The sequence below is a fragment of the Terracoccus sp. 273MFTsu3.1 genome (assembly GCF_000383675.1).
Taxonomy (GTDB): domain Bacteria; phylum Actinomycetota; class Actinomycetes; order Actinomycetales; family Dermatophilaceae; genus Terrabacter.
In genome coordinates this window covers 110,088-133,200 of sequence record NZ_KB911825.1, presented here as the reverse complement: position 1 = coordinate 133,200, position 23,113 = coordinate 110,088, and the positions used below count along the sequence as shown (strand labels likewise).

18 protein-coding genes are annotated in these 23,113 nt (G+C 71.3%); 11 read left to right on the top strand and 7 right to left on the bottom strand.

The window, feature by feature from the left end:
• Nucleotides 1-312 precede the first annotated feature (312 nt).
• Complete coding sequence (sucC, locus tag H283_RS0117460; RefSeq protein ID WP_020144820.1) at nt 313-1,500, top strand: ADP-forming succinate--CoA ligase subunit beta; 1,188 nt, start codon at nt 313-315, stop codon at nt 1,498-1,500.
• 31 nt (nt 1,501-1,531) lie between these two features.
• Entirely contained in the window at nt 1,532-2,425 is an 894-nt protein-coding gene (gene sucD, locus H283_RS0117455) for a succinate--CoA ligase subunit alpha (RefSeq protein WP_020144819.1), read from the top strand.
• Between the two features lie 147 nt (nt 2,426-2,572).
• Here the strand turns inward: sucD and H283_RS25615 are convergent, their stop codons facing one another.
• Nucleotides 2,573-3,280: a polysaccharide deacetylase family protein gene (locus tag H283_RS25615; RefSeq protein ID WP_020144818.1), complete on the bottom strand. Its 708-nt coding sequence runs from the start codon at nt 3,278-3,280 to the stop codon at nt 2,573-2,575.
• A 205-nt stretch (nt 3,281-3,485) separates the two neighbouring features.
• On the opposite strand from H283_RS25615, the gene H283_RS0117445 reads away from it, so the two are divergent.
• Nucleotides 3,486-4,790 (top strand): DUF6350 family protein, encoded by a 1,305-nt coding sequence (locus tag H283_RS0117445; RefSeq protein ID WP_020144817.1) that lies wholly within the window; start codon nt 3,486-3,488, stop codon nt 4,788-4,790.
• 58 nt (nt 4,791-4,848) lie between these two features.
• Here H283_RS0117445 and H283_RS0117440 read toward each other — a convergent pair whose 3' ends face one another.
• Nucleotides 4,849-5,241, bottom strand: a complete 393-nt coding sequence (locus H283_RS0117440; protein ID WP_020144816.1) for a hypothetical protein — start codon at nt 5,239-5,241, stop codon at nt 4,849-4,851.
• A gap of 196 nt (nt 5,242-5,437) precedes the next feature.
• On the opposite strand from H283_RS0117440, the gene H283_RS26855 reads away from it, so the two are divergent.
• The 3 genes from H283_RS26855 to purH all read left to right on the top strand — a co-directional run bounded on the left by H283_RS26855 (nt 5,438) and on the right by purH (nt 11,806).
• Entirely contained in the window at nt 5,438-9,319 is a 3,882-nt protein-coding gene (locus H283_RS26855) for an immunoglobulin domain-containing protein (protein WP_156023283.1), read from the top strand.
• A gap of 38 nt (nt 9,320-9,357) precedes the next feature.
• Complete coding sequence (purN, locus tag H283_RS0117430; protein WP_081633926.1) at nt 9,358-10,014, top strand: phosphoribosylglycinamide formyltransferase; 657 nt, start codon at nt 9,358-9,360, stop codon at nt 10,012-10,014.
• A 157-nt stretch (nt 10,015-10,171) separates the two neighbouring features.
• Complete coding sequence (purH, locus tag H283_RS0117425) at nt 10,172-11,806, top strand: bifunctional phosphoribosylaminoimidazolecarboxamide formyltransferase/IMP cyclohydrolase (protein ID WP_020144813.1); 1,635 nt, start codon at nt 10,172-10,174, stop codon at nt 11,804-11,806.
• An 87-nt stretch (nt 11,807-11,893) separates the two neighbouring features.
• Here the strand turns inward: purH and H283_RS0117420 are convergent, their stop codons facing one another.
• On the bottom strand, nt 11,894-13,030 hold the full coding sequence (locus H283_RS0117420; RefSeq protein ID WP_028785692.1) for a ring-opening amidohydrolase: 1,137 nt from the start codon (nt 13,028-13,030) through the stop codon (nt 11,894-11,896).
• A 5-nt stretch (nt 13,031-13,035) separates the two neighbouring features.
• Nucleotides 13,036-13,983 carry a carbamate kinase gene (arcC, locus tag H283_RS0117415; RefSeq protein ID WP_020144811.1) on the bottom strand — a complete coding sequence of 316 codons (948 nt, stop codon included), beginning with the start codon at nt 13,981-13,983 and terminating at the stop codon, nt 13,036-13,038.
• Nucleotides 13,984-14,234: 251 nt separating this feature from the next.
• Here arcC and H283_RS25605 point away from each other — a divergent pair, with 251 nt between their 5' ends.
• A complete protein-coding gene (locus H283_RS25605) occupies nt 14,235-14,480 on the top strand; it encodes a hypothetical protein (RefSeq protein WP_020144810.1) in 246 nt (81 codons plus the stop codon).
• 22 nt (nt 14,481-14,502) lie between these two features.
• Here H283_RS25605 and H283_RS0117405 read toward each other — a convergent pair whose 3' ends face one another.
• From H283_RS0117405 to H283_RS0117395, 3 genes are read right to left on the bottom strand one after another with little or no spacing between them, the layout of a single operon-like run.
• Entirely contained in the window at nt 14,503-15,339 is an 837-nt protein-coding gene (locus tag H283_RS0117405; RefSeq protein ID WP_020144809.1) for an SDR family oxidoreductase, read from the bottom strand.
• Between the two features lie 3 nt (nt 15,340-15,342).
• On the bottom strand, nt 15,343-17,385 hold the full coding sequence (locus H283_RS0117400) for a hydantoinase B/oxoprolinase family protein (protein WP_020144808.1): 2,043 nt from the start codon (nt 17,383-17,385) through the stop codon (nt 15,343-15,345).
• Nucleotide 17,386: 1 nt separating this feature from the next.
• Nucleotides 17,387-19,522: a hydantoinase/oxoprolinase family protein gene (locus tag H283_RS0117395; protein ID WP_020144807.1), complete on the bottom strand. Its 2,136-nt coding sequence runs from the start codon at nt 19,520-19,522 to the stop codon at nt 17,387-17,389.
• Nucleotides 19,523-19,709: 187 nt separating this feature from the next.
• On the opposite strand from H283_RS0117395, the gene H283_RS0117390 reads away from it, so the two are divergent.
• The 4 genes from H283_RS0117390 (at nt 19,710) to H283_RS25595 (ending at nt 23,104) form a co-directional block, all read left to right on the top strand.
• Nucleotides 19,710-20,150: a YciI family protein gene (locus H283_RS0117390; protein ID WP_020144806.1), complete on the top strand. Its 441-nt coding sequence runs from the start codon at nt 19,710-19,712 to the stop codon at nt 20,148-20,150.
• Nucleotides 20,147-21,367 carry an RNA polymerase sigma factor gene (locus H283_RS0117385; protein WP_043650051.1) on the top strand — a complete coding sequence of 407 codons (1,221 nt, stop codon included), beginning with the start codon at nt 20,147-20,149 and terminating at the stop codon, nt 21,365-21,367. The genes H283_RS0117390 and H283_RS0117385 overlap by 4 nt, the downstream gene beginning before the upstream one ends.
• Nucleotides 21,368-21,513: 146 nt before the next feature.
• Nucleotides 21,514-22,533 (top strand): hypothetical protein, encoded by a 1,020-nt coding sequence (locus tag H283_RS26850; protein WP_020144804.1) that lies wholly within the window; start codon nt 21,514-21,516, stop codon nt 22,531-22,533.
• A 13-nt stretch (nt 22,534-22,546) separates the two neighbouring features.
• Nucleotides 22,547-23,104: an RDD family protein gene (locus tag H283_RS25595; protein WP_020144803.1), complete on the top strand. Its 558-nt coding sequence runs from the start codon at nt 22,547-22,549 to the stop codon at nt 23,102-23,104.
• The last annotated feature ends 9 nt before the right edge of the window (nt 23,105-23,113 follow it).

Genomic DNA, 23,113 nt, shown 5'->3' with positions numbered 1-23,113 from the left:
CGAAAAGTCCCGCGCATCTGGTGTGTTTCGCGCGCTCGCACCAGAAGCGCGCGAAACGGGGGGCGCGCGAAACGGGGGCCGCGCGAAACGGGGGCAGTGGAGGGGGAGGTGGCGGTGTGATCTTCGTCCGGTCGGGCGCACCCGATGGGGTCGCCACAGGTCACAGCCACTAGAGTCCGAGGGACAGCCTGATTCGGTTGCGCCTCGGCGCAGGGCCCGTCCTGGCGCGAGAGCGTGAGCACGTGAGCCCCGGGACGCCGCAGCGACGCGATCGACGACGATTCGAATCGACGACGAGGACGGACCCCACCCGTGGATCTCTTCGAGTACCAAGCCCGCGACATGTTCGAGAAGCACGGGGTGCCCGTGCTGGCCGGCGCCATCGCCACCACCCCTGAGCAGGCCCGAGCGGCCGCTGAGCAGATCGGACCGAAGTCGGGCGGTGTCACCGTCGTCAAGGCGCAGGTGAAGACCGGCGGCCGTGGCAAGGCCGGTGGCGTCAAGGTCACGAAGAGCCCCGACGAGGCCCAGGCCGCCGCCGAGACCATCCTCGGGATGGACATCAAGGGCCACACCGTGGGCACCGTGATGATCGCCCAGGGCGCTCGCATCGCCGAGGAGTACTACTTCTCGATCCTGCTCGACCGTGCCAACCGGACCTACCTCGCCATGTGCTCCAAGGAGGGCGGCATGGAGATCGAGGAGCTCGCCGTCGAGCGCCCCGAGGCCCTGGCGCGCATCGCCGTCGACCCCAACACGGGGATCGACGCCGCCAAGGCGCAGGAGATCGTCGACGCCGCCGGCTTCGACGACGCCGACAAGGCCGCCATCGCCGACACCATCCAGAAGCTGTGGACCGTCTACCGCGACGAGGACGCGACGCTCGTCGAGGTCAACCCGCTCGTCAAGACCGAGGACGGTGACATCGTCGCCCTCGACGGCAAGGTGACGCTCGACGAGAACGCCGGCTTCCGCCACGCCGACCACGAGGCGCTCGAGGACAAGGCCCACGCCGACCCGCTCGAGGCAGCGGCCAAGGAGAAGGACCTCAACTACGTCAAGCTCGACGGCTCCGTCGGCATCATCGGCAACGGCGCGGGTCTCGTCATGAGCACCCTCGACGTCGTCGCGTACGCCGGCGAGGAGTTCGGCGGCCAGAAGCCGGCCAACTTCCTCGACATCGGTGGCGGCGCCAGCGCCGAGGTCATGGCCAACGGCCTGCACATCATCCTCTCGGACCCGCAGGTCAAGAGCGTCTTCGTCAACGTCTTCGGCGGGATCACCTCCTGCGACGCCGTGGCCAACGGCATCGTCGGTGCGCTCGACGCGCTCGGTGACGAGGAGGACCGCCCGCTCGTCGTGCGCCTCGACGGCAACAACGTCGAGGAGGGTCGCCGCATCCTCCAGGAGCGCAACCACCCGCTCGTGACGATCGAGCCGACGATGGACGGCGCCGCGCGCCGCGCCGCCGAGCTCGCCGCCCGGCCCGCCGCCAACTGACCCCTCGCCACAGAAGAGAGAACGAGCGAACATGGCTATCTTCCTCAACGCCGACTCGAAGGTCATCGTCCAGGGCATGACCGGGTCCGAGGGCATGAAGCACACCCAGCGCATGCTCAAGTCGGGCACCGACATCGTCGGCGGCGTCAACCCCCGCAAGGCCGGCACGACGGTCGACTTCGAGGGCGGCGTCTCCGTCCCCGTCTACGGCACGGTCAAGGAGGCCATCGAGGCCACCGGCGCCAACGTGTCCGTGATCTTCGTGCCCGCACAGTTCACCAAGGCCGCGGCCGTCGAGGCGATCGACGCCGAGATCCCCCTCGCCGTCGTCATCACCGAGGGTGTCGCGGTCAAGGACACCGCGGAGTTCTACAACTACGCCAAGGAGACGGGCACGACGCGCATCGTCGGCCCGAACTGCCCCGGTCTCATCACCCCGGGCGTCAGCAACGCCGGCATCATCCCGGCCGACATCTCGGGCACCGGCCGCATCGGCCTCGTCTCGAAGTCGGGCACGCTGACCTACCAGATGATGTACGAGCTGCGTGACTTCGGCTTCAGCTCGGCCGTCGGCATCGGTGGCGACCCGATCATCGGCACGACGCACATCGACTGCCTCGAGGCGTTCCAGAACGACCCCGACACCGACGCGATCGTCATGATCGGCGAGATCGGTGGCGACGCCGAGGAGCGCGCGGCCGCCTACATCAAGGAGCACGTCACGAAGCCGGTCGTCGGCTACGTCGCCGGCTTCACCGCCCCCGAGGGCAAGACGATGGGCCACGCCGGCGCCATCGTCTCCGGCTCGTCGGGCACCGCGCAGGCCAAGAAGGAGGCCCTCGAGGCCGCGGGCGTCAAGGTCGGCAAGACGCCGTCCGAGACGGCCGACCTCATGCGCGAGATCATGAAGGACCTTGCGAAGTAGCCTGCGCCAGCAGCGTTTCCGAGCGGGCGGTCACCTCCGGGTGGCCGCCCGCTCTGCTGTCATCGGAGGGCGTATGCCGTGTGGCCGGCCACGTCGCGCCCGGCGCCCGGGCGCATGGCCCGGCGCGACGGCATACGCGATCGGTGGTCAGCAGGCCATGAGGCCGATGACGAAGCCGCGGGCTCGCAGCCTCGGGATGAGCAGGTCGAGCGCGGCCACCGTCTGCGACCGGTCGCCGCCGCCGTCGTGCAGGAGGATCCGCGAGCCCGGCCGCACGGCTGCCAGGACCCGGCTCACGATGACCGACGTCCCCGGGCGCGACCAGTCACGCGGGTCGACGGTCCAGAGGATCTGGCGCTGGCCGCGGTTCGCGATGATGGTCGCGATGCGCGAGCTCGTCGCACCGTAGGGCGGGCGCACGCAGCGCGGCCGGTAGCCGAGCGCCGACTCCATCCGGTTGAGCTGCGACGTGACGGCCGAGGTCGACAGGGTCGTGAGGTCGGGGTGGCTCCACGTGTGGTTGCCGATGAGGTTGCCGTAGGTGCGCAGGCTGCGGGTGACCGACGGGTACCACGAGACGTTCTGGCCGAGCTCGAAGAAGACGGCGTGCACGCCGTACTTCCGCAGGACGGCGAGGACCCTCGGGGTGTAGGTGGGGTTGGGACCGTCGTCGAAGGTGAGGTAGACGGTGCCCGCGTACGCGACGGGCACGGAGGCGACCTCGAGCGGCGCGGCGGCGACGACGCCGGTGCGCGGGGACGGGGTCGGGGCCGGGGCGGTCGGGCCGACGGCGGCCACGGTGATGGCGAGCACTGCCAGCAGGGGTGCCAGCAGGTGGAGGATTCTGCTGCTCATGATGGGTCATCCCCTTCTCCTCCATCGTCCGCCCGACGGGTCCGGAACGTGGCGCTTCCGGGCTGATCCGTGCCTCACACCGGTGCCTGTGTCCTGGCATCGACGGCCCACACGCGGGTCATCGGCGTGGGCGCTCGCTCCGCGGCGGCGATCTTGTGACCATGGGAGCGACCACGCACGAGCCCGCAGGACCCGCAGCGCAGGAGTGAGACCACTGGCCCCGCCGAGCACGACCACGACGTCGACGACCACGACGTCGACGACCAGCCCCTCGACGGCGATGCCGGCCGCCCTGCGTGCCGGAGCCCTGGCCGCCGTGGGCACGTGGTCGGTCGTCGTCCTGCCCGCGCTCGTCGGCTGGCTGGCCGCGCCCGAGAGCTCGGTCGGATGGTTCTCGGCGGTCTCGGTCGCCAGCGCCGTCTGGTTCCTCGGCCACGGACAGTCCGTCGGTGCCGGGACCGTGGCGATCTCCATGACGCCCCTGCTGCTCCTGCTCGTCTTCGTCCTCATCGCCTACCGCTTCGCCCGTCGCCTCGCGGCCACGGAACGGCTGCGCGTCGGCGCGACCGACTGGAGCCGCGTCGCGCAGTGGGGCGTCGTGCCGGGCTTCCTCATCGGCTACGGCCTCGTGTCGGCGGTCTTCGCGCTCTTCACCCTCGGGGGCCCGGCGACGCCCGGTGTCGCCGCGGTCGTGGGGTCGCTGCTCGTGCCGCTGGCGGCGCTCGGCTTCGTCATGCTGCGGCCCGACGACGAGACCGCTCCGGCCTTCGTGCGCACGTGGTTCCGACGCGGCCCGACGTGGCTGCCGACGGTGTGGCGCACCGGTTGGCGCGGGGCGGGCGTGCTGCTCGCCCTCGGGTTCGTCGTCGTCGTGGTGCGGCTCGTCCTGTCGTGGTCGACGGTCGCCGACATCCAGGACCAGTACGGCGCGAACCTCGGCGCGGTCGCCATCATCGCGCTCGCGCAGGTCGCCCTCCTCGGCAACGCGGCCACGTGGGCGCTGTCGTTCCTCGCGGGCCCGGGTTTCCAGGTCGCCCTCGGCTCGACGATCTCCGCCGGCGCCGCCCAGCCCGGGCTGCTGCCGCTCGTGCCCGTCCTCGGTGCCCTGCCGCAGGCGAGCGACTACCCCGCGACGATGTATGCCGTCGTGCTGGCTCCGGCGCTCGTCGGCGTGTGGCTCGGTCGTCGGGTCGACGCCGAGCTCGAGTTCTTCGGCAACGTGCGGGCCAGGCTGTCCGCCACGGCGGTCGCGGCGCTCGTCGCGGTCGCGGTCGTCGTCGCCCTGACCGCGCTCGGCAACGGTGCGGTCGGTGTCGACCGGCTCTCGGCCGTGGGGGCACACCTCTGGTCGTTCGGGGCCGCCCTGACGGCGGAGGTCGTCGGTGGCGCGCTGCTCTTCACGGGTGTGCTCGTGCTCCGCGACCGTCGCGCCGAGCAGCGCGAGCGCGAGTCGGCGGTGGCGCCGCGGGCCGGTGCGGACGCGGAGACCTCAGCCCCTGACGAGCACTGACGGGGACTGACGGAGACTGACTGACTGGGGGACTGGCGAGGAACGGTCGGGGTGGGCCTCAGCGGACGACGAGGCCGATCATCCCGGCGTCCTTGAGCGGCGCGCAGTCGCCCTCGGCGATGCTCGTCTGCGCCCCCGCGACGCACTCCTCGTAGGCGTGGACCGAGTCGTAGAAGACGACCTGCAGCGCCAGCGACGACAGCAGCATCCCGGAGATGACGAGGGTCACGACGGGCCAGATCTTCTCCTTGCCGCCGCGCGCCGACAGGAAGCGCAGCAGGCGCACGGTGAGCACGATCGCGAGCACGAGCGGCAGCACCGCGACGAAGCGCTTCGGCAGCGGGAGGTACATCGCCACGAGGCCGAGCAGCACGAGGAGCGCGACCGGCAGGGTGCGCTTCGCCTTCTCACGGGCGAAGGCGATCTCCTGCTCCTGCTGCGGGTCGGTCATGCGGTCCATCCTCGCCCATCGGGAGCACCGCATCCCGCAGGGGAGCTGTGCAGATCGGCATCGCTTCGGCGCCCGCACACCCAAACCGCCCCCTCCCGTCCGCGGGGTTGCCCATCTGACGATTCCTCGATGGAACGTCGGGCAGACTGCCATGCTGAGTTCGCGGGGGTGCACTCGGCAGAGGAGCCCAACCGTGATGAGCCGATTCTCGCGAATGGTGGCCGTATTCGGCCTCGTGACCGCCTCAGGACTCACGGTCGCCGCCGTAACGCCGTCACATCCCGCCGCAGCCGCCGAACCACCGACGCCACCGCCGATCATCAAGCTCTTCGAGCTGGTGCAGGATCCCGTCCTGCACATACCGCGGCCGCAGCCGTACTCGGCTGAGACCCAGGCGGCGCTCACGGCCTTCGAGACCAAGGCGGTCGCCGAGGTGCTCGAGAACAAGTCGCTCCCACCGAGCGACGAGCTGAGCGTCCGGGCGCTCGCCCGCGATGACGTCCGGACCCAGCTCTGGGCCGACCTCGGGGTGATCATGCTCAAGCCGGCCGCGAGCAGAACGGCGACGGAGGGACTCGTCCACGCGTGGTTCTCGGCCAAGGTGCGACGCACGCAGATCGGCGCTGCGAAGGCCGCCGTGGGTGAGTACATCAAGTGGTCAGGACTGAGTGAGAGCACGTACACGAAGACGGACACGTATGACCCCCAGCCGCGGAACGGCTCCGACGGCTACTGCAACTACCACCCGCCGGGCCGGTACGATACCACGGCCGAGTACAACGGACGAGGGACGACGATCTGCACTGAGTCAGGGCTCACGATCTTCAGCTTCCTCGTCTTCTCTCCACCCCGGCCGTCGTATGACCAGTTCGTGAAGTACGGGCAGTACCTCCAGCTGGAGTCGCTCTCACAGGGAGTGACGAACGCGTGGAATCCACTGACGTACAACGACTTCACCGTTCATGCAGGTCAGGTTTCCGCATTCGTGGGGATGGGTGTCGCCTTGGCCGCCAGCGGGGCGGCGATCCCCATCGCGCGGGCGTTGGCCGTCCCGTTGGGTGCGGACAACCTCTTCGTGACCAAGCTCTTCCCGTTCGCGGCACGGGCGAAGTTCATCGCCAGCCCCGCCCTCCAGGGGGCCGAAGCCACGATCAAGATCGCCGAGGCTGCCGCCGCTGACGCTCAGGCGCTGCGCTCGTTCACGGCGCTCAGGGCGGCGAACTCCCTCAAGGCCGGGGCCGTGACCGCCATCGCCGACGCGGAGGCGGCAGCTCGCGCTGCACGAGCGGCTGCGATGGCCGAGGCCCGGCTGACGGCCGGGATCAAGGTCTTCGGCGCCGTCACGTCGGTGGTGGGCGCCATCGTCGACATCGTGGTCACCACCACCATCGCATCGATCCAGATCAACAGTGACCTCGAGGCGCCGAAGAAGCTGGCCGAACTGCTGACCAAGGCGCAGGGGACCCCCGATCTGGCTGCGCTGATGAAGCAGGCTGAGGCCTATCCGGGAATGATGGCCACCTTCCTCAACGAGACCTTCCCCGAGCCCGAGTGGGGCTGCTCGGGTTTCATTCAGGTCGGCGTCGAGCTGCACGAGTGCGCGAACGCGCCCGCCAGCGGAAGCGACGGCAACGCTCCTGCGTGGACCGAAGCGGAGCCGCAGTTCCTCAACGGTGTCGAGTCCGGGGGAGCCGTCACCAGCTGGAGCCAGGCGCCGCGAATCTCCGTGGACCTGCCCGACGACGAGGGGTCGCTCTGGGTCCGACCGCACGGGGAGGGCTGGTGGATCCTGCAGCAGGTCCTTCCGGACGGCACGGTGACGCCGGAGTGGCAGTCGACGTGGTTCCCGTTCCGAGGGCCCGGCGGTGGGACCTACATCGCTGAGCGCACCCAGAACGCGACGGGCAAGTACTTGTTCAACATCGCCCCGGTCGGCGCCACGGCGCTGGACAGCTCGTGCTACCCCGGAGGCGGCGCCATCGCGCCGAGCGGGATGGCATGGATGTCGTGCCTTCGGGACGACATCACGTACGTCGACGGCCAGGGGCGGACCGCGAACGTGCTCGAAATGGTCCACGGCACGCCGCCGGACCCCGCCGCCCCACCGGCCTCGCCACAGATCAGGCTCGATGGACCGTGGGAGGCCACCCGAGGAGTTCCGGTCACCTACACCGCATCGGTGCTCGACGACTCCGGCGCGCCGTTGACATACGAGTGGCTCTACTCGTGCACGACCGCGGCCAACGGCTTCTGCATCGTCTCTGGCTCGTCGACTCTCGTCCTGGCGTTCGAGCAGAGCGGATCAGGTCACGTGGGTGTCAAGGTCACCAACGGCGCTGGCGGCTTTGCCTCGGTCACGCGCTCGTTCACGGTTTCCGAACCGTCCAACACGATCGGCTTCGACACGCCCGCCGACATGCAGTTCACGCGGAGCATCACCTACGGCCGACCCTACGAGACCCAGGGCGTCCGTGCCTCGGCGACGTCTCAGCTCCCCGTCACGCTCTCCGTCGACCCCGCATCGCAGAGCGTGTGCCGGCTCGACTCGGGCACCGTCACCGCCACCGGGGTGGGCACGTGCAGCATCACGGCCTCGCAGGCAGGGGACGGTGTCTTCCCGGCGGCGACCCCGGTCAGCAGGGCGTTCCAGGTCAGGCCCAGCGAGTTCCTCATCACCGTGAGCGACGGACCACTGCAGTACTCGGACCCGGCGTCTCCGCTGTCACCATTCGTCCCTGAACCCCTGGCCCTCGACGGGATCACCGGCACGCTCTCCGGATGCGAGCGGCTCATCGGTCTCGTCTCCGTGGCCGGGGAGGTCACGGCGGAGCCGGGTAGCTACCCGCTCAACGGCTGCGGCGGCCACTCGAGCGACCACTACGTCCTCAGCTACAGCGGGGCCACCACCGTCACCCCGGAGGACGCCACGCTGACCAGCACCACCCGAGCGGTGACGTCGCCCGGGCTCGCCGTCATGACCGCCACGTTGGCCCAGGTGGACGACGGCCACCCAGGGGACATCACCCGGGCACGGGTGGACTTCCAGCTCTTCCGCTCTGCCAACCAGACGGATACGCCGGACTTCCAGGTGGTCAACCAGGCAGTGAACGCGGACGGCCTCGTGGCGCGGACACTCGAGGGTCTCCCGGCCGACACGTACCGGCTCGTCGTCCGCACCTCGCCGAACGCGGTGTTCGCGGCGACCGCCTCCGAGCAGAGCCTGGTCGTCGAGGCGGCCGTGGCGCCCTCCATGGGTCTCGTCCCGCAGGACACCACGGTGACCGCGGGCGAGTCGGTGACCTTGACCTCGAGCGCGACGGGCAATCCGGCACCGACCGCACAGTGGTACCGCGTCACGGCTGGACCGACCTTCACGGCGATCCCCGATGCCACCGGCCCGACCCTCACGCTGCCGGCAGTGACGTACGCGCAGAACGGTGAACAGTACGTCGTCAGGTACACGAACGCCACGGGGACGGCGAACTCGGGAATCGTCACGCTGACGGTCCTTCCGGCTGCGCCACGTGTCGTGACCTCACCCAGCAGCAGCAAGGGTCTCGCGGGAGGCACGGCGACCTTCACGGCTGCGGCTTCCGGTGACCCCCAACCGAGCGTGCAGTGGTCTACCTCGGCAGACGGTGGCGTGACGTGGACGCAGATCGCCGGCGCCACCACCGCCCAGCTGACTCTCACCGATCTCCGGTCGTCCCAGTCCGGGACGAAGTACCGCGCCGAGTTCACCAACATCGGCGGCTCCGCCGTGACCGGTGTGGCCGTGCTCACCGTGGTCACCCAGGCCCCGCGCGTCACGTCCGACCCACAGGACGTCACCGTGAGGTCCGGCGCGAGTGCGACGTTCACGTCCGCGGCGAGCGGGGCACCGTCACCCACGGTGACGTGGCAGAGGTCGAGGGACCGGGGCCGTAGCTGGGTGACGATCCCGGGCAGCAACTCCACGCGGCTCGTCGTCGCGGGTGTCACGCAGGCGGTCACGGGAACCCGGTACCGCGCCGTGTTCACCAACGAGGCCGGTGTCGGTACCAGCCGGGCGGCCACGCTCACGGTGCGACCCCGGTGAGGGTCTCGGCCTGCGCAGGGGGCCCCTAGACTCGCGCCATGACGAGAGCCGCTGCCCGCGCATCGACACGGACTGACGGTGGCACCGCCCGTGACCAGGTGCCCGTCGTCGTCCTCGTGTCGGGTTCCGGCACCCTGCTGCAGTCCCTTGTCGACGCCTCGGCCGACCCGGGCTACGGCGTGCGCATCGCGGCGGTGGGGGCCGACCGCCCGTGCACGGGGCTCGAGCGGGCCGAGCGAGCCGGCATACCGACGTTCGTCGTGAGCCCCTCCGACTTCGAGGACCGGGCTGCGTGGGACGTCGCGCTCGCGGAGCAGGTCGCCGCGGCCGGACCACGTTTCGTCGTCACGGCCGGCTTCATGCGGATCCTCGGGCCGGCGACCCTCGGGGCGCAGCCCGTCGTCAACACCCACCCGGCCCTGTTGCCGAGCTTCCCCGGCGCGCACGGCGTGCGCGACGCCCTCGCCTACGGCGTCAAGGTGACCGGCACGACGTGCCACGTCGTCGACGCCGGCGTCGACACCGGTCCGATCATCGAGCAGCGGGTCGTGACGGTCGAGGACGACGACACCGAGGAGAGCCTCCACGAGCGGATCAAGGTCCAGGAGCGTGACCTGCTCGTCGACGTCGTGAGCCGACTCGCGCGCGAGGGCTTCGCCGTCGACGGGCGACGAGTTCGGATCGGACGGGCCTGACCGCTACGCTGGTCGCACACGACTGGCGCGGGTGGGACACCACCGGGGAGTGACGTCGGGAGCATCGACCGCCTGGGTGCCTCGCGAGAACGGATGCCATCAGGTCAGACCGACCGGATGCGCCGCGACCGATGTCACCGAACCAGGAGTGCACCCCATGACTGCTGCCCCGTCCGCCGCGACGTCCACCGACACCGACGGCCGCCGCCCGATCAAGCGGGCCCTCGTCTCCGTCTACGACAAGTCCGGCCTCGACGAGCTGGCCCGGGCCCTCGACGCCGCCGGGACGGCCATCGTCTCGACGGGCTCGACGGCGAAGACGATCGCCGCCGCGGGCGTGCCCGTGACGCAGGTCGAGGAGCTGACCGGCTTCCCCGAGTGCCTCGACGGCCGGGTCAAGACGCTCCACCCCAAGGTGCACGCCGGCATCCTCGCGGACACCCGCAACGAGGGCCACATGCAGCAACTCGCCGACCTCGGCGTCGAGGCCTTCGACCTCGTCGTCGTCAACCTCTACCCGTTCCGCGAGACCGTGGCGTCCGGGGCGAGCGAGGACGAGTGCGTCGAGCAGATCGACATCGGCGGCCCGTCGATGGTGCGCGCCTCCGCCAAGAACCACGCGAGCGTCGCGATCGTGACGAGCCCGACGGCATACGACCACGTGACGCAGGCCCTCGCGGCCGGCGGCTTCACCCTGACCGAGCGTCGCCGCCTCGCGGCCGAGGCGTTCGTCCACACCGCGAGCTACGACAACGCCGTCGCGAACTGGATGGGCAACGTCGTCGCCGACACGAGCGACGGCACGGGCTTCCCCGCGTGGACGGGTGCGACGTTCGACCGCTCGGCAGCCCTGCGCTACGGCGAGAACCCGCACCAGAGCGCCGCTCTCTACCGCCACTGGCGCCCCGGTGTCGCGAGTGCGGAGCAGCTGCACGGCAAGGAGATGTCGTACAACAACTACGTCGACACCGACGCCGCCGTGCGTGCCGCGCACGATCACGGCGACCAGCCGACCGTCGCGATCATCAAGCACGCCAACCCGTGCGGCATCGCCGTCGGGGACAGCATCGAGCAGGCCTACGAGCGGGCCCACGCGACCGACCCGGTGAGCGCCTACGGCGGCATCATCGCGGCGAACCGCACCGTCACCGCTGAGATGGCGACTGCCGCGAAGCCGGTCTTCACCGAGGTGATCATCGCGCCGGACTACGAGCCCGAGGCCCTCGAGATCCTCACCGCCAAGAAGAACCTCCGCGTCCTGCGCCTGCCCGCCGGCATGGCCGCGGCCGCCGACCCGATCGAGACGCGCGCCATCAGCGGCGGCCTGCTCGTGCAGACCGTCGACAAGGTCGACGCCGTCGTGCGCGGTGAGGGCGACGCCGTGACCGGCGGCGACGACGCGGCGAACTGGCGGCTCGTCGCCGGAGAGGCCGCGGACGACGCGACCCTCGCCGACCTCCAGTTCGCCTGGCGCGCGATCCGCGCCGTGAAGTCCAACGCGATCCTGCTCGCCAAGGACGGAGCGGCGGTCGGCGTCGGGATGGGCCAGGTCAACCGGGTCGACTCGTGCTACCTCGCCGTGCGCCGCGCGGGGGAGGAGCGGGCCCGTGGCTCCGTCGCCGCCTCCGACGCGTTCTTCCCGTTCGCCGACGGGCTTCAGATCCTGCTCGACGCCGGCGTCCGCGCGGTCGTGGCGCCCGGCGGCTCGATCCGCGACGAGGAGATCATCGAGGCCGCGAAGGCCGCCGGCGTGACGATGTACTTCACCGGAACGCGTCACTTCTTCCACTGACACCACCCTCGAGTGGCCCCGCAGTCACACGTGTTGCTGTGACGACGGGGCCACTCGACAAGGTGGGTGGAGCTCCGAGCTGTCGGGTCAGCGGGTCCAGCGGTAGCCGGTGGGCTCGCCCTCGCCGAGGTCGACGATCGCGGCGACCGGACCGCCACCGTCGGGGCCCTGGTGCGCCGCCGACACCGAGACGAAGACGGCCGGGTCACCCGTCACGGAGGCGGTGACGCCGCCGACGGCCGACTTGATCTGGCGGTGCCAGTGCACGTCGGAGTCGTCGAGCATCGCGTTGCGTCGACCGTGCACGGTGCCGTCCTGGCTCACCTCGCACTTGAGGAAGACGTTGACGAGCCGGCCCTGGATGTCGCTGCTGTGCGGGCGCTCCGGCAGGTCCAGCCCGGCGTCCTTGATCGCGCCCCACACGCCGTCGGCGTCGAGCGCGTCCTGCATGACCGAGTGGCCGATGCGGTAGCGGCCGCCGATGCCCGTGGTGTTGCCGACGACGACGACCTGCGCCTGGTCGAGCTCGACGCCCGAGCTGCAGGAGGCGACCGACGAGAAGAGCGACCGGTCGTGCATGATGTCGGCGTCGGTCGGCATCTCGATCTCACCGAGGGCGACGGCGATGCCGAGGCCGGTGGTCCCGTTCGAGAGGTCCATCGACTCGTGCGTGTGCTCGGTCCAGACCTCGTGACCCCGGGACTTCGCGTCGCGGATGGTGTGGATCGTCAGGAGCGGTGTCTTGGTCTGGACGTAGTGGACGTCCGCCGGGTCGGTGATGCCGGCACGCTCCATGGCGACCTTCACGGCGTCGGCGACCTTCTGGACCATCGCGACGTAGCCGATCTCCTCGGGCTTGATCGGCTCGCTCATCGCGAAGCCGACGGTCAGCCTGGGCTCGTCGGACTGCTCGGCCCGGTCGGCCGGGACGGTGGCGAAGATCGTCGCGTGCGGACTGATGATGCCGTCCGTGCCACCGGACCACACGATCGGGACCTGCTTGACCTGGTCGGCCGGGGCGCCCTTCTCGACGAGGACCTCACGGAAGGCGCGGTCGGCGATGATGCGCGTGTAGTCGTTGACGCCGCCGTTGCCCTCGGTCTTGCCGATGATGGCGACGACGCGGCTCGCCTCCATGACGCCGTCGTCGATGAGCGTGGCGAGCTCCGACGCGTCGGCGACCGAGTGGATGGGGACCTTGCGCACCTCAATGGCTTCGGGCACGTGAATCACCTTTCTCTTTCAGGGTTTTCGATGACGGTGCCGACGTGGCCGTCGACGGCGGTGGCGAGCTGGTCGAGGGCCGTGATGATCGATCGTGAACCGCCCGACCGGACGAAGCGCAGGGCGGCCTCGACCTTGGGCCCCATCGAGCCGGACGCGAAGTGGCCGGCGGCGGCATACGCCTCCATCTGCTCGAGCGTGACGTGCTCGATGTCGTGGGCGTCGGGGGTGCCCCAGCCGGCGACGGCGTGCGCGACGTCGGTGGCGATGACGAGGACGTCGGCGTCGACGGCGCGCGCGAGCAGCGCCGCGGTGAGGTCCTTGTCGATGACGGCCTCGACGCCCTGGACGCTGCCGTCGTCGGCGCGGACGACGGGGATGCCACCGCCCCCGGCCGTGACGACGACGTAACCGGCTGCGAGGAGCGTGTGGAGGGTGTGCGTCTCGAGGACCTCGACGGGCTCGGGCGAGGCGACGACACGGCGCCACCCCTTCTCGCCGCGGTCCTCCCAGCGCTCGCCGTGGTCGATGAGCGTCTGCGCCTGGTCGCGCGGGAGGAAGCGCCCGATCGGCTTGGTCGGGTGGGTGAAGCCGGGGTCGTCGGCGTCGACGAGCGTGCGGGTGATGATCGCGGCGACGCGCCGCTCGACGCCACGGGCGGCGAACGCGGCCTCGAGGGTGTCGAGCAGCGTGAAGCCGATGGTCCCCTGCGTCTGCGCGCCGCACCAGTCGAGCGGGACCGGCGGCACGACGCTCGCGGCGAGCTCGTTCTTGACGAGGAGGTTGCCGACCTGCGGTCCGTTGCCGTGGGTGATGACGACCTCGTGCCCGGCGGCGACGAGCTCGGCGAGGTGGTGGCTCGCCGTGGCGATCGCCGCGCGCTGGGCCTGGGGTGTCGCGCTGCCGTCGGGCCCGGTCATGGCGTTGCCGCCCAGCGCCACGAGCACCCTCACGGCGCGTCCTCGGTCGTCATGGCGAGAGCCTAGGGAGCGCGGCCGAGCGGGCGCGTTGTCACCTCCTGCCCAACACGGCCCCTCACATTGGCAGATGTATGCCGTCGGGTGCAGCGCGCGACCGTGCCGAGCCGGCAGGTGGTGGCCGTCACGAACCACGCGCGGCATACCGGTCGGGCGGGTACGAGGAACATAATGTCCGAGGGGGCGCCGTCCGGGGTGCCGCCGACCGAGCCGAGAGGTGGGGCATCGTGGGAGTCGGAGTCCTGCTCGCCGTCGTGGGGGCCATCCTGACCTTCGCGGTGCGGGCCAACACGTCCGTCATCAGCCTGCCCATCGTCGGCGTCATCCTCATGGTCGCGGGCGCCGCGCTCATCTGGCACGGGAGCAAGGGCACCCGTCGCAAGCGGATCATCACGCGCGAGGAGCGCCCGAGCGGCGCGACGACCCCGACGAGCACCGTGCGACAGACCATCGAGGAACGCGACATCGACTGAGCCGCAGGTGTCGGGCAGGCGCTCAGGTGCGGGTCAGGACGCCGGCCCACGGGCGCGGCTCGCGGCCGAGCAGCCGACGCAGGGGAGCGGCCTCGCCCACGAGGCCGCCGCGGTCGTAGGAGGCGAACATCGCCAGCAGGTCGTCGCGCGCCTGGGCCGTGAGCGACGCGCCGGGTCCGGCGACCCACTCCGCGAGCTCCACGCGCAGGGCCTCGACGGGGTGCCCGAGCACGGCGGCGGCGACGTGCGCCTGCTCGCGCACCGAGAGCACCTCCGGCCCGGCGAGGTCATGGGTGACGCCCTCGTGGCCGGGGCGGGTCAGCACGGTCGCCGCGACCTCGGCCACGTCGTCGAGGTCGACGTTCGTGAACGGGGTGTCGAGCGAGTAGGGGACCGCGAGCCGACCGGCGTGGGCAGCGTCGAGGAGGTTCTGGTGGTATGCCGCCGGGCGGAGCACCGTGGCCCCGGGCAGGTGGCTGCGCACGACCTTCTCGGCCTCCGCCTTGCGCAGATGGTGCGGCATCGACGAGTCGTGCGGGTGCAGCACGGAGTGGAACACGAAGCGGGTCACGCCGGCCCGCAGTGCAGCACTGGCGACGCGGTCGGCGATGGCGACCTCGTCGGGGTGGACGTTGGGCGCGAGGTGATAGACCGCGTCGACCCCGTCGAAGGCGTCGTCGAGACCGAGCCCGGACTCGAGGTCAACGACCGAGATCGACCGGGCCCCAGCGGCATACGCCGTCTCGGACCGTTCCGGCGATCGCACGGCAGCGCGCACGGTGACGCCGTGTGACGTGAGGGAGCGCGTGACGGCGCGGCCGGTCTTGCCGGCCGCGCCGATGACGAGGACCGTCGTCACCGCTCAGACCCAGTCGACATCCGCCGCAGTCCGTCCCGCGGCGAGCGTCACGTAGCCGGGGCCGCGGTCGAAGAAGGGCTGCTCGTCCGCGCGGTCGCCGCGCAGCTGCTCACGCAACGCGTCCGACGCGGCGCGGTCGATGACGGGCTCGTCGAGGTCGCCGGTCGCGACGACGCCGTAGTCGCGGCGCACGCCGTCGAAGGAGACCTTGCCCCAGCGCAGGTCGCGCTCGACCTCCTCGTAGGGCCGGTCGAGCGGGTCGCCCCAGCCGCCGCCACCCGTGGTGCGGATGCGGATGACCTGGCCGGCCTTGACGACCTCGGCGTCGGCGAGGGCGTCGACGGTGCGCTCCTCCGGACCGCCCACGTCGACCGTGACCTCGAAGGGACGACCGGCCTTGCCGCCCTTGACGCCCCAGCAGGCGAGGATCGACCGGTCGGCAATTGACATGAAGTGGGCGTCCTTGAGCATCCGGATGTGCTTCTCGTAGCCGAGGCCGCCGCGGTGCCGGCCGGCGCCACCGGAGTCGACGGCGAGACCGAGGCGCTCGACGATGAAGGGGAAGCGGCTCTCGGTGAACTCGGTCGGCAGGTTGCGGCTGTCGGGGACGACGTGGATCGTGTCCTCGCCGTCGGCGTAGTAGCGGCCACCCGAGCCTCCGCCGAGCACCTCGCGCATGAGGTAGTCGTTGCCGTCGCGGTCCTTGCCGTAGACGCCGGTGTAGCGGATCGTCTCCTGGTCGGCCGGCATCTTGCCGTCGACGGCCTTGGCGACGACGCCGGCGAGGACGCCGAGCAGGCGCAGGATGACGAAGGTGCGGGCGTTCGTCGGCGCGGGGTAGATGGGCGTGAGGAGCGTGCCCTTCTCCGGGAACCTCATCTCGATGAGCGGCACGATGCCCTCGTTGACGTCGAGCTCGGCCATCCGCTCGGGGGTGTCGGCCAGGTTGCGCAGGATGGGCGCGAGCCACTTCTTGAGGAAGTTGCCGCCGACGTAGTCGCCGCAGTGGTTGATCGGGCCCTTGGCCTGCGGCGCCGTGCCGGTGAAGTCGATGACGAGCTTGGGGCCACCGTCACCGGGGCCGGGACCGCCGCTCGACTGCTTGGTCAGGGTGATCCGCTGGGTGTGCAGCTTGGGCTCGTCGACCCCGTCGTGCTCGGCGTAGTCCTCCCAGACGTACGTGCCGTCGGGGATCTTGCTGAGGATCTCGCGGCGGTAGGTCTCGGTCGTCTTGTCCAGGATCGCGTCGAAGGCGGCCTCGATCGTGTCGCGGCCGTAGCGCTCGAAGAGCTCGCCGAGGCGCCGGGCGCCCATGAGGCAGGCCGAGCACTCGGCGTCGAGGTCCGCGGCGAGGCTGTCGGGCATGCGGCTGTTGCGCGTCATGATGCGCAGCGCCGCCTGGTTGGGAACTCCCTGGTCCCACAGCTTGATCGGCGGGACCGAGAGGCCCTCCTCGAAGACCGTCTGCGCGTTGCTCGGCATCGAGCCGGGCACGGCGCCACCGATGTCGTCGTGGTGACCGAACGCCTGGACGAAGGCGACGACCTCGCCGCCGGAGAAGACCGGCACGGTGACGCAGAGGTCGGGCAGGTGGCCGATGCCGCCCTCGGACTCGTAGACGTCGTTGTGGAAGAAGACGTCGCCCTCGCTCATCTCGGCGAGCGGGAAGTCGCGGGCGATCGGGTGCACGAGCGCGCTGTACGAGCGGCCCGTCAGCTTGCGCAGCTGGCGGTCGTGGATGCCGGCGCGGAAGTCGTGCGCGTCGCGGATCATGGGCGAGCGCGACGTGCGGGCGATGGCCGTCTCGACCTCCATCTCGACGCTCGCGAGCGTGCCCTCGACGATCTCGACGAGGATCGGGTCGACCGTCGTGCCCTCGGGCGTCAGGCGGTTGCCGTGCTCGTATGCCGTGGGGAGCCCCGCAGGGTTGACCGCAGCGCCGTCGTGGCCGGCTGCGGGGCCGGCCACGTGCGCGGGCTGCTGCGACCCGGTGGCGGCGTCGACGGGGGCGAGGCGGGTGGCCGCGGTCTGGCAGGAGAAGCACATGTCAGGCCTCCGGGGTGGTCGTCGGGGCGGCGGTGGACCGGGTGATGACGAGGTTGCCGAGCGTGTCGACACGGACGACGAAGCCGGGGTGGACCGGGACCGTCGACCCGAACTCCTCGATCACCGCTGGACCCTCGACCGTGTCGCCCGCGAGCAGGTCGGGGCGCCACCAGACGTCCGTGTCGACGTAGCCGGCGTCGGCGTCGAAGCACACCGGGCGGACGCTGCGGTGGGCCCGCTCGCGGACGTCGGCCGCGCCCTCCGACGGGGCGAGGTCGCGCAGCTCGGGGCGGGTGATGGGGCCGACACCCGTGACGCGGAGGTTGACCCACTCGACCTGCTGGGTCGGGTCGCCCCGGAAGTCGTAGCCGTAGAGCGCGCGGTGCTCGTCGTGGAAGCGTGAGGCGACGCCCGCGGCATACGCCTCGTCGACGTCTCCCTCGGGCGCGGCGACGCGGACCTCGTAGGCCTGGCCGAAGTAGCGCAGGTCTACGGTGCGCGTGTAGCGGTGGCTCTCGCGCGCGAAACCCTCGCCGTCGAGGGCGCTCGCGGCCTTGGCCGTGAGGTCGTCGAACGTCTTCTGCACGGCGGCGTGGTCGAGCGCGTGGTGGCGCGCCACGGACGTCTGGACGTAGTCGTTCTTGACGTCGACGGTGAGCAGGCCGAAGGCGGAGACGTTGCCGGGGTTCTGCGGCACGACGACGCCGGCGAGGCCGAGGATGTCGACGAGCCGGCATGCGAGCAGCGAGCCCGATCCGCCGAACGTGGCGAGCATGAAGTCGCGCACGTCGAGGCCCCGCTTGACCGAGACCTGGCGCAGGGCATTGGCCTGGTTCCACGCGGAGATCTCGAGGATCCCGGTCGCGCAGCGCTCGAAGTCGAGCCCGAGGCGGTCCGCGAGCGCGGCGACGCCCGTGCGGGCCGCCTCGACGTCGAGGGGGATCTCGCCGCCGAGCAGGTGCGGGGGGATGCGTCCGAGCGTCACGTGGGCGTCGGTGATCGTCGGCTCGGTGCCCCCCTTGGCGTAGCAGAGGGGACCGGGGTCGGCGCCCGCGGACTGAGGGCCGACCTTGAGCGAGCCCTCGGGGGAGATCCACGCGATGGAGCCACCGCCCGCCCCGACGGTGACGACGTCGATCATCGGGATCTTGCTCGGGTAGGCGCCGACGGTACCCTCGGTCGTCAGGGTCGGCTCGCCCGCGAGGACGACGGACACGTCGGTCGACGTGCCGCCGCCGTCGCACGTCAGGACCTTGTCGAAGCCGGCACGGCCGGCGATGAGGCCGGCACCGAGCGCTCCCGCGGCCGGGCCCGAGAGGACCGTCGTGATCGGCTGGTGCACGACCTCGTCGGCCGAGAGCACGCCGCCGTTGGACTTCATGATGTAGAAGGGCAGCTTCTCGGTGCTGCCGACGAACTCGTCGAGCCGGTGGTGGATGTTCGCGACGTAGCGGGACACGTTGGGCTTGACCGCGGCGTCGACGAGGGTCGTCATGGATCGTTCGTACTCGCGGTACTCGCGCAGCACCTCCGAGCTGATCGAGACGACGGCGTCCGGGTGCTCGCGACGGAGCACCTCACGCATCGCGAGCTCGTGGCTGTCGTCGGCGTAGGAGTGCAGGAAGCAGACGCCGATCGTCGTGATGCCACGGTCCTTGAACCAGCGGGCGACCGTGACGGCGCGCTCCTCGTCGAACGGGCGGATCTCGTTGCCCTCGAAGTCGAACCGGCCGCCGACCGTCTTGACGTGGTCGGCCGGCACGATGCGGGCGGGCTTGACCCAGAAGTAGGAGTTGCCGTAGCCGTCGGGGACCGCCTGGCGGGCGATCTCGAGGATGAACTCGTAGCCCTCCGTCGTGATGAAGCCGAGCGCCTCGACCTTGCCCTCGAGGAGCTTGTTCGTCGCGACGGTCGTGCCGTGCGAGACGGCGCTGATGTCGTCACCGCTCGCGTCCATGAGGTCGAGGACCTTGCGGACGCCGGCGAGGAAGCCGTCGGCGGGGTTGCTCGGCGTCGAGGGCGTCTTCGTCGTGACGAGCTCGCCCGAGTCCTCGTCGAGCGCGACGACGTCGGTGAACGTGCCACCGGTGTCGATGCCGATGCGGATCCGGCGGCGTGCGGAGGTGCCTGCTGTCATGGTGAGGATTCAACCGGCGGGACGCCTCCCGGGGCGTTGGCACATGCTGCCAACACGTGCCGCGTTCCGTGCCAACCCTCGCCAGAACCGGCCGACCGGCCGCGCCGATGTCGAGGGCGAGCCCTCCGCTCCGTCCCCCGGGTGAGCGTGCCACGCTGGCACGACACGACGAAGGAGCGAGTGAGACATGGCGAAGTACCTCATCGGCGTGGACTTCCAGGCCGGCGACGACCCGGCCCCGATGTCCGACTGGACCCCGGAGGAGGTCCAGGCCCACCTCGACTACTACGAGAGGCTCGTCGGCGAGCTCGAGGCCAACGGCGAGCTGGTCTCGTCCACGATCCTCACGGGCCCCGACCTCGCCAAGATCGTCCGGTCCGACGGTGCCGCGCCGGTCGTCACCGACGGACCGTTCCAGGAGTTCAAGGAGTGGCTCGCCGGCTTCCAGGTCGTCGAGGTCGACTCGGAGGAGCGCGCCCTCGAGATCGCCTCGCTCATGTCAGCCGTACCGGGCCGCGGCGGCGTGCCCACCCGGCAGCCGATCCACGTGCGCCAGGTCATGGAGCAGGCACCCGCGAACACCGACGAGATGGACGCCTTCCTGCGCACCGCGGGCGGCACCCGCTGACCTCGGCACCCGCCGTCGACGACCTGCTGCGCACGCTCGCGCCGCAGGTCGTCGGCATCGTCAGCCGCCGTTTCGGCGACTTCGACTCCGCCGAGGACGCCGTCCAGGAGGCCCTGCTCGTGGCAGCCCGGCGCTGGCCCGTCGACGGGCTTCCCGACGAGCCGCGGGCGTGGCTCGTCACGACCGCCTCGCGGCGACTCGTCGACCTGTGGCGCAGTGACGCGGCCCGGCGCGAGCGCGAGGCACGCGTCATCGCCTGGGAGGTCCCGGCACGCGACCCCCTCGACCACGACGACAGCCTCACGGTCCTCTTCCTCTGCTGCCACCCGTCACTGACCCCGGCCTCGGCGATCGCCCTGACGCTGCGCGCCGTCGGCGGTCTGACGACCGCGGAGATCGCCCAGGCCTTCCTCGTGCCGGAGGCGACGATGGCGCAGCGGATCAGCCGCGCCAAGGCGACGATCCGTGCCTCCGGCGCAGACTTTCGTATGCCGTCCGGTGCCGACCGCGAGGAGCGTGCCCGCTCCGTGCTCCACGTGCTCTACCTCGTCTTCAACGAGGGCTATGCGAGCACGCACGGTGACACGGTGCAGCGGACCTCGCTGTCCCGCGAGGCGATCCGCCTGACCCGGATGCTCGTCGAGGGGTCTCCCGACCACCCCGAGGCCCTGGGCCTGCTCTCGCTCATGCTGCTGCTCGAGGCGCGCGCTCCGGCGCGCAGCGACGCCTCGGGTGCGCTCGTGCCGTTGCCCGACCAGGACCGCTCGAGGTGGGACGTCTCGCTCGTGGCCGAGGGGCTCGACCTGCTCGGCCGGGCCATGGCGCTCGGGGCCGTGGGGGAGTACCAGCTGCAGGCCGCCATCGCCGCGGTCCACGATCGGGCGCCCACCGCCTCGGCCACCGACTGGGACGAGATCCTCTCGCTCTACGGGCTGCTCGAGCAGGTCACCGGCAACCCGGTGGTCACGCTCAACCGGGCCGTGGCGGTGGCCATGGCGCGGGGCCCGGAGGCTGCCCTCGAGCTCGTCGACGAGGTCGAGGACCGGCTCGGCACGACGCACCGCTGGCTCGGGGTGCGCGGACAGCTGCTCGAGATGGCGGGCGACGCAGCCGGGGCGGCCGACCTCCTCGACCGGGCTGCCGCGACCGCGACGAACGAGGCGGAGCGTCGGCACCTCGCCGCCCGCGCCGCTCGACTGCGCTCACCCGACCCCTGAGCGACCGGGGCCGGGGACCGTGCCGACGGGCCTTCACTCGTCGGGGGTGATGCCTCGGGCGTGCGTGCGGACGCATGCTGGACACGGAAACGAGTCAGCGGCGCCGGCCGCGTGGGTCACGGCGCACCGAGGCGTGAGGACGAGGCATGGACGAGACCACGGCAGCCGGGACGGACGAGACCGTCGCGCGCTACGAGCCTCTGTCGGCCTCGGACCTCGCCGAGCTGGTGCTCGGTCTGGCCGCGGTCGGGGTCGAGACCGCCGGCCGCGTCGTCGAGCGGATCCGCCCACCGACGCTGGTCACGGCCGTCGTGACGGCTCCGCTGAGGGCGGCCGTGACCGACCTGGGCTCGCGGCTTCGACGGGCGGACTGGTCGCAGGAGCTGCTCCGTCGTGGGCACTCGCGACGGGGCGAGCTCGGTCGACGCGTCGAGGTGACGGCCCAACGGGTGGCCGCGGCCGTCGTCGAGGCCGTGCTCGACGTCGTGGACCTCACCGACATCGTCGTCGACCACGTCGACCTCGATGCGGTCGTCGGCACGGTGGACCTCGACCGCGCCGTCGCCCGGGTCGACATCGACGCGATCGTCGCCCGGGTCGACATCGACGCGATCGTCTCCCGGGTCGACGTCGACGCCATCGTCGAGCGGCTCGACATCGACGGGATCGTCGCCCGGGTGGACCTCGACCGGGCGGTGTCCAGGGTCGACATCGGGGCGGTCATCGAGCGGCTCGACATCGACGGGATCGTCGCCCGGGTGGACCTCGACCGTGCCGTCTCGGGGGTCGACATCGACGCGATCGTCGGCCGGGTCGACATCGACGCCATCGCCGCCCGCATCGACCTCGACGCGATCCTGGACCGGGTCGACGTCAACGCCGTCGCGCAGCGGCTGGACCTCGACGCCGTCGTCGGCAGGCTCGACCTCATCGGCCTCGCCGAGTACGTCGTCGAGGAGATCGACCTGCCCGGCATCATCCAGAGCTCGTCCGGTGCCATGGCGTCCGAGGGGATGCGTGAGGTGCGCTGGCAGGGCGTCGGCGCCGACGAGCGCGTCGCGCACGTCGTCGACCGGATGCTCCGGCGTCGTCCGCGCACACCCGGCCCTGCCCTCCCGGCCACCGAGATCGCGCCCGGTCCTGTGATCCCGGGGTCGGCCGGATGAGCGGCGGGGCGTCATGACGTCACCGTCGCGGCCCGGCCGGGACCCGGTCTCCCGGATCGTCCTGCCCGGCCCGGCGCGCTCGGTCCAGGGCCATCGAGCGGGCATCGTCACGCGGGTGGCCGCCGGGGCCGTCGACCTCGTCGTCGCGCTCCTCGGCGTCGCCCTCATGTATGCCGCGTGGTCGGGAACGATCTTCCTGCTCGGTCCGCAGTCCTTCCACTTCCCGGATCCCGGCGGCCTGCGGCTGCTCCTGCTCGTGCTCGGGCTGCTCACGGCATACCTCACGGTGGCGTGGGCCACGACGGGCCGCACCTTCGGCAACCGCCTGCTCGGCCTACGGGTCGTCGACGACGGCGGGCGCACGATCGGCCTCACGCGGGCGTTCCTGCGCGCCGCCGCGTGCGTCATGTTCCCGATCGTGCTCTTCTGGGTCGTCGTCAGCCGGGAGAATCGCTCGCTGCCCGACCTGCTGCTCCGCACCTCCGTCGTCTACGACTGGACGTCGAAGGGGGGTCGCGGCGACGAGCCGACGTCGACGCCGCGGGCGATCGTGCTCCCGCCGGAGGACTGAGCCTTCGAC

What these genes read in the sequence shown, in the direction of transcription:
- purN (WP_081633926.1), top strand. Translation starts at nt 9,358, where the DNA reads ATGACGAGAGCCGCTGCCCGCGCATCGACACGGACTGACGGTGGCACC.
- purH (WP_020144813.1), top strand. Translation starts at nt 10,172, where the DNA reads ATGACTGCTGCCCCGTCCGCCGCGACGTCCACCGACACCGACGGCCGC.
- H283_RS0117440 (WP_020144816.1), bottom strand. Translation starts at nt 5,241, where the DNA reads ATGACCGACCCGCAGCAGGAGCAGGAGATCGCCTTCGCCCGTGAGAAG.
- H283_RS25595 (WP_020144803.1), top strand. Translation starts at nt 22,547, where the DNA reads ATGACGTCACCGTCGCGGCCCGGCCGGGACCCGGTCTCCCGGATCGTC.
- H283_RS0117400 (WP_020144808.1), bottom strand. Translation starts at nt 17,385, where the DNA reads ATGTGCTTCTCCTGCCAGACCGCGGCCACCCGCCTCGCCCCCGTCGAC.
- H283_RS0117390 (WP_020144806.1), top strand. Translation starts at nt 19,710, where the DNA reads ATGGCGAAGTACCTCATCGGCGTGGACTTCCAGGCCGGCGACGACCCG.
- H283_RS26850 (WP_020144804.1), top strand. Translation starts at nt 21,514, where the DNA reads ATGGACGAGACCACGGCAGCCGGGACGGACGAGACCGTCGCGCGCTAC.
- sucD (WP_020144819.1), top strand. Translation starts at nt 1,532, where the DNA reads ATGGCTATCTTCCTCAACGCCGACTCGAAGGTCATCGTCCAGGGCATG.
- H283_RS26855 (WP_156023283.1), top strand. Translation starts at nt 5,438, where the DNA reads ATGAGCCGATTCTCGCGAATGGTGGCCGTATTCGGCCTCGTGACCGCC.
- H283_RS25615 (WP_020144818.1), bottom strand. Translation starts at nt 3,280, where the DNA reads ATGAGCAGCAGAATCCTCCACCTGCTGGCACCCCTGCTGGCAGTGCTC.
- H283_RS0117395 (WP_020144807.1), bottom strand. Translation starts at nt 19,522, where the DNA reads ATGACAGCAGGCACCTCCGCACGCCGCCGGATCCGCATCGGCATCGAC.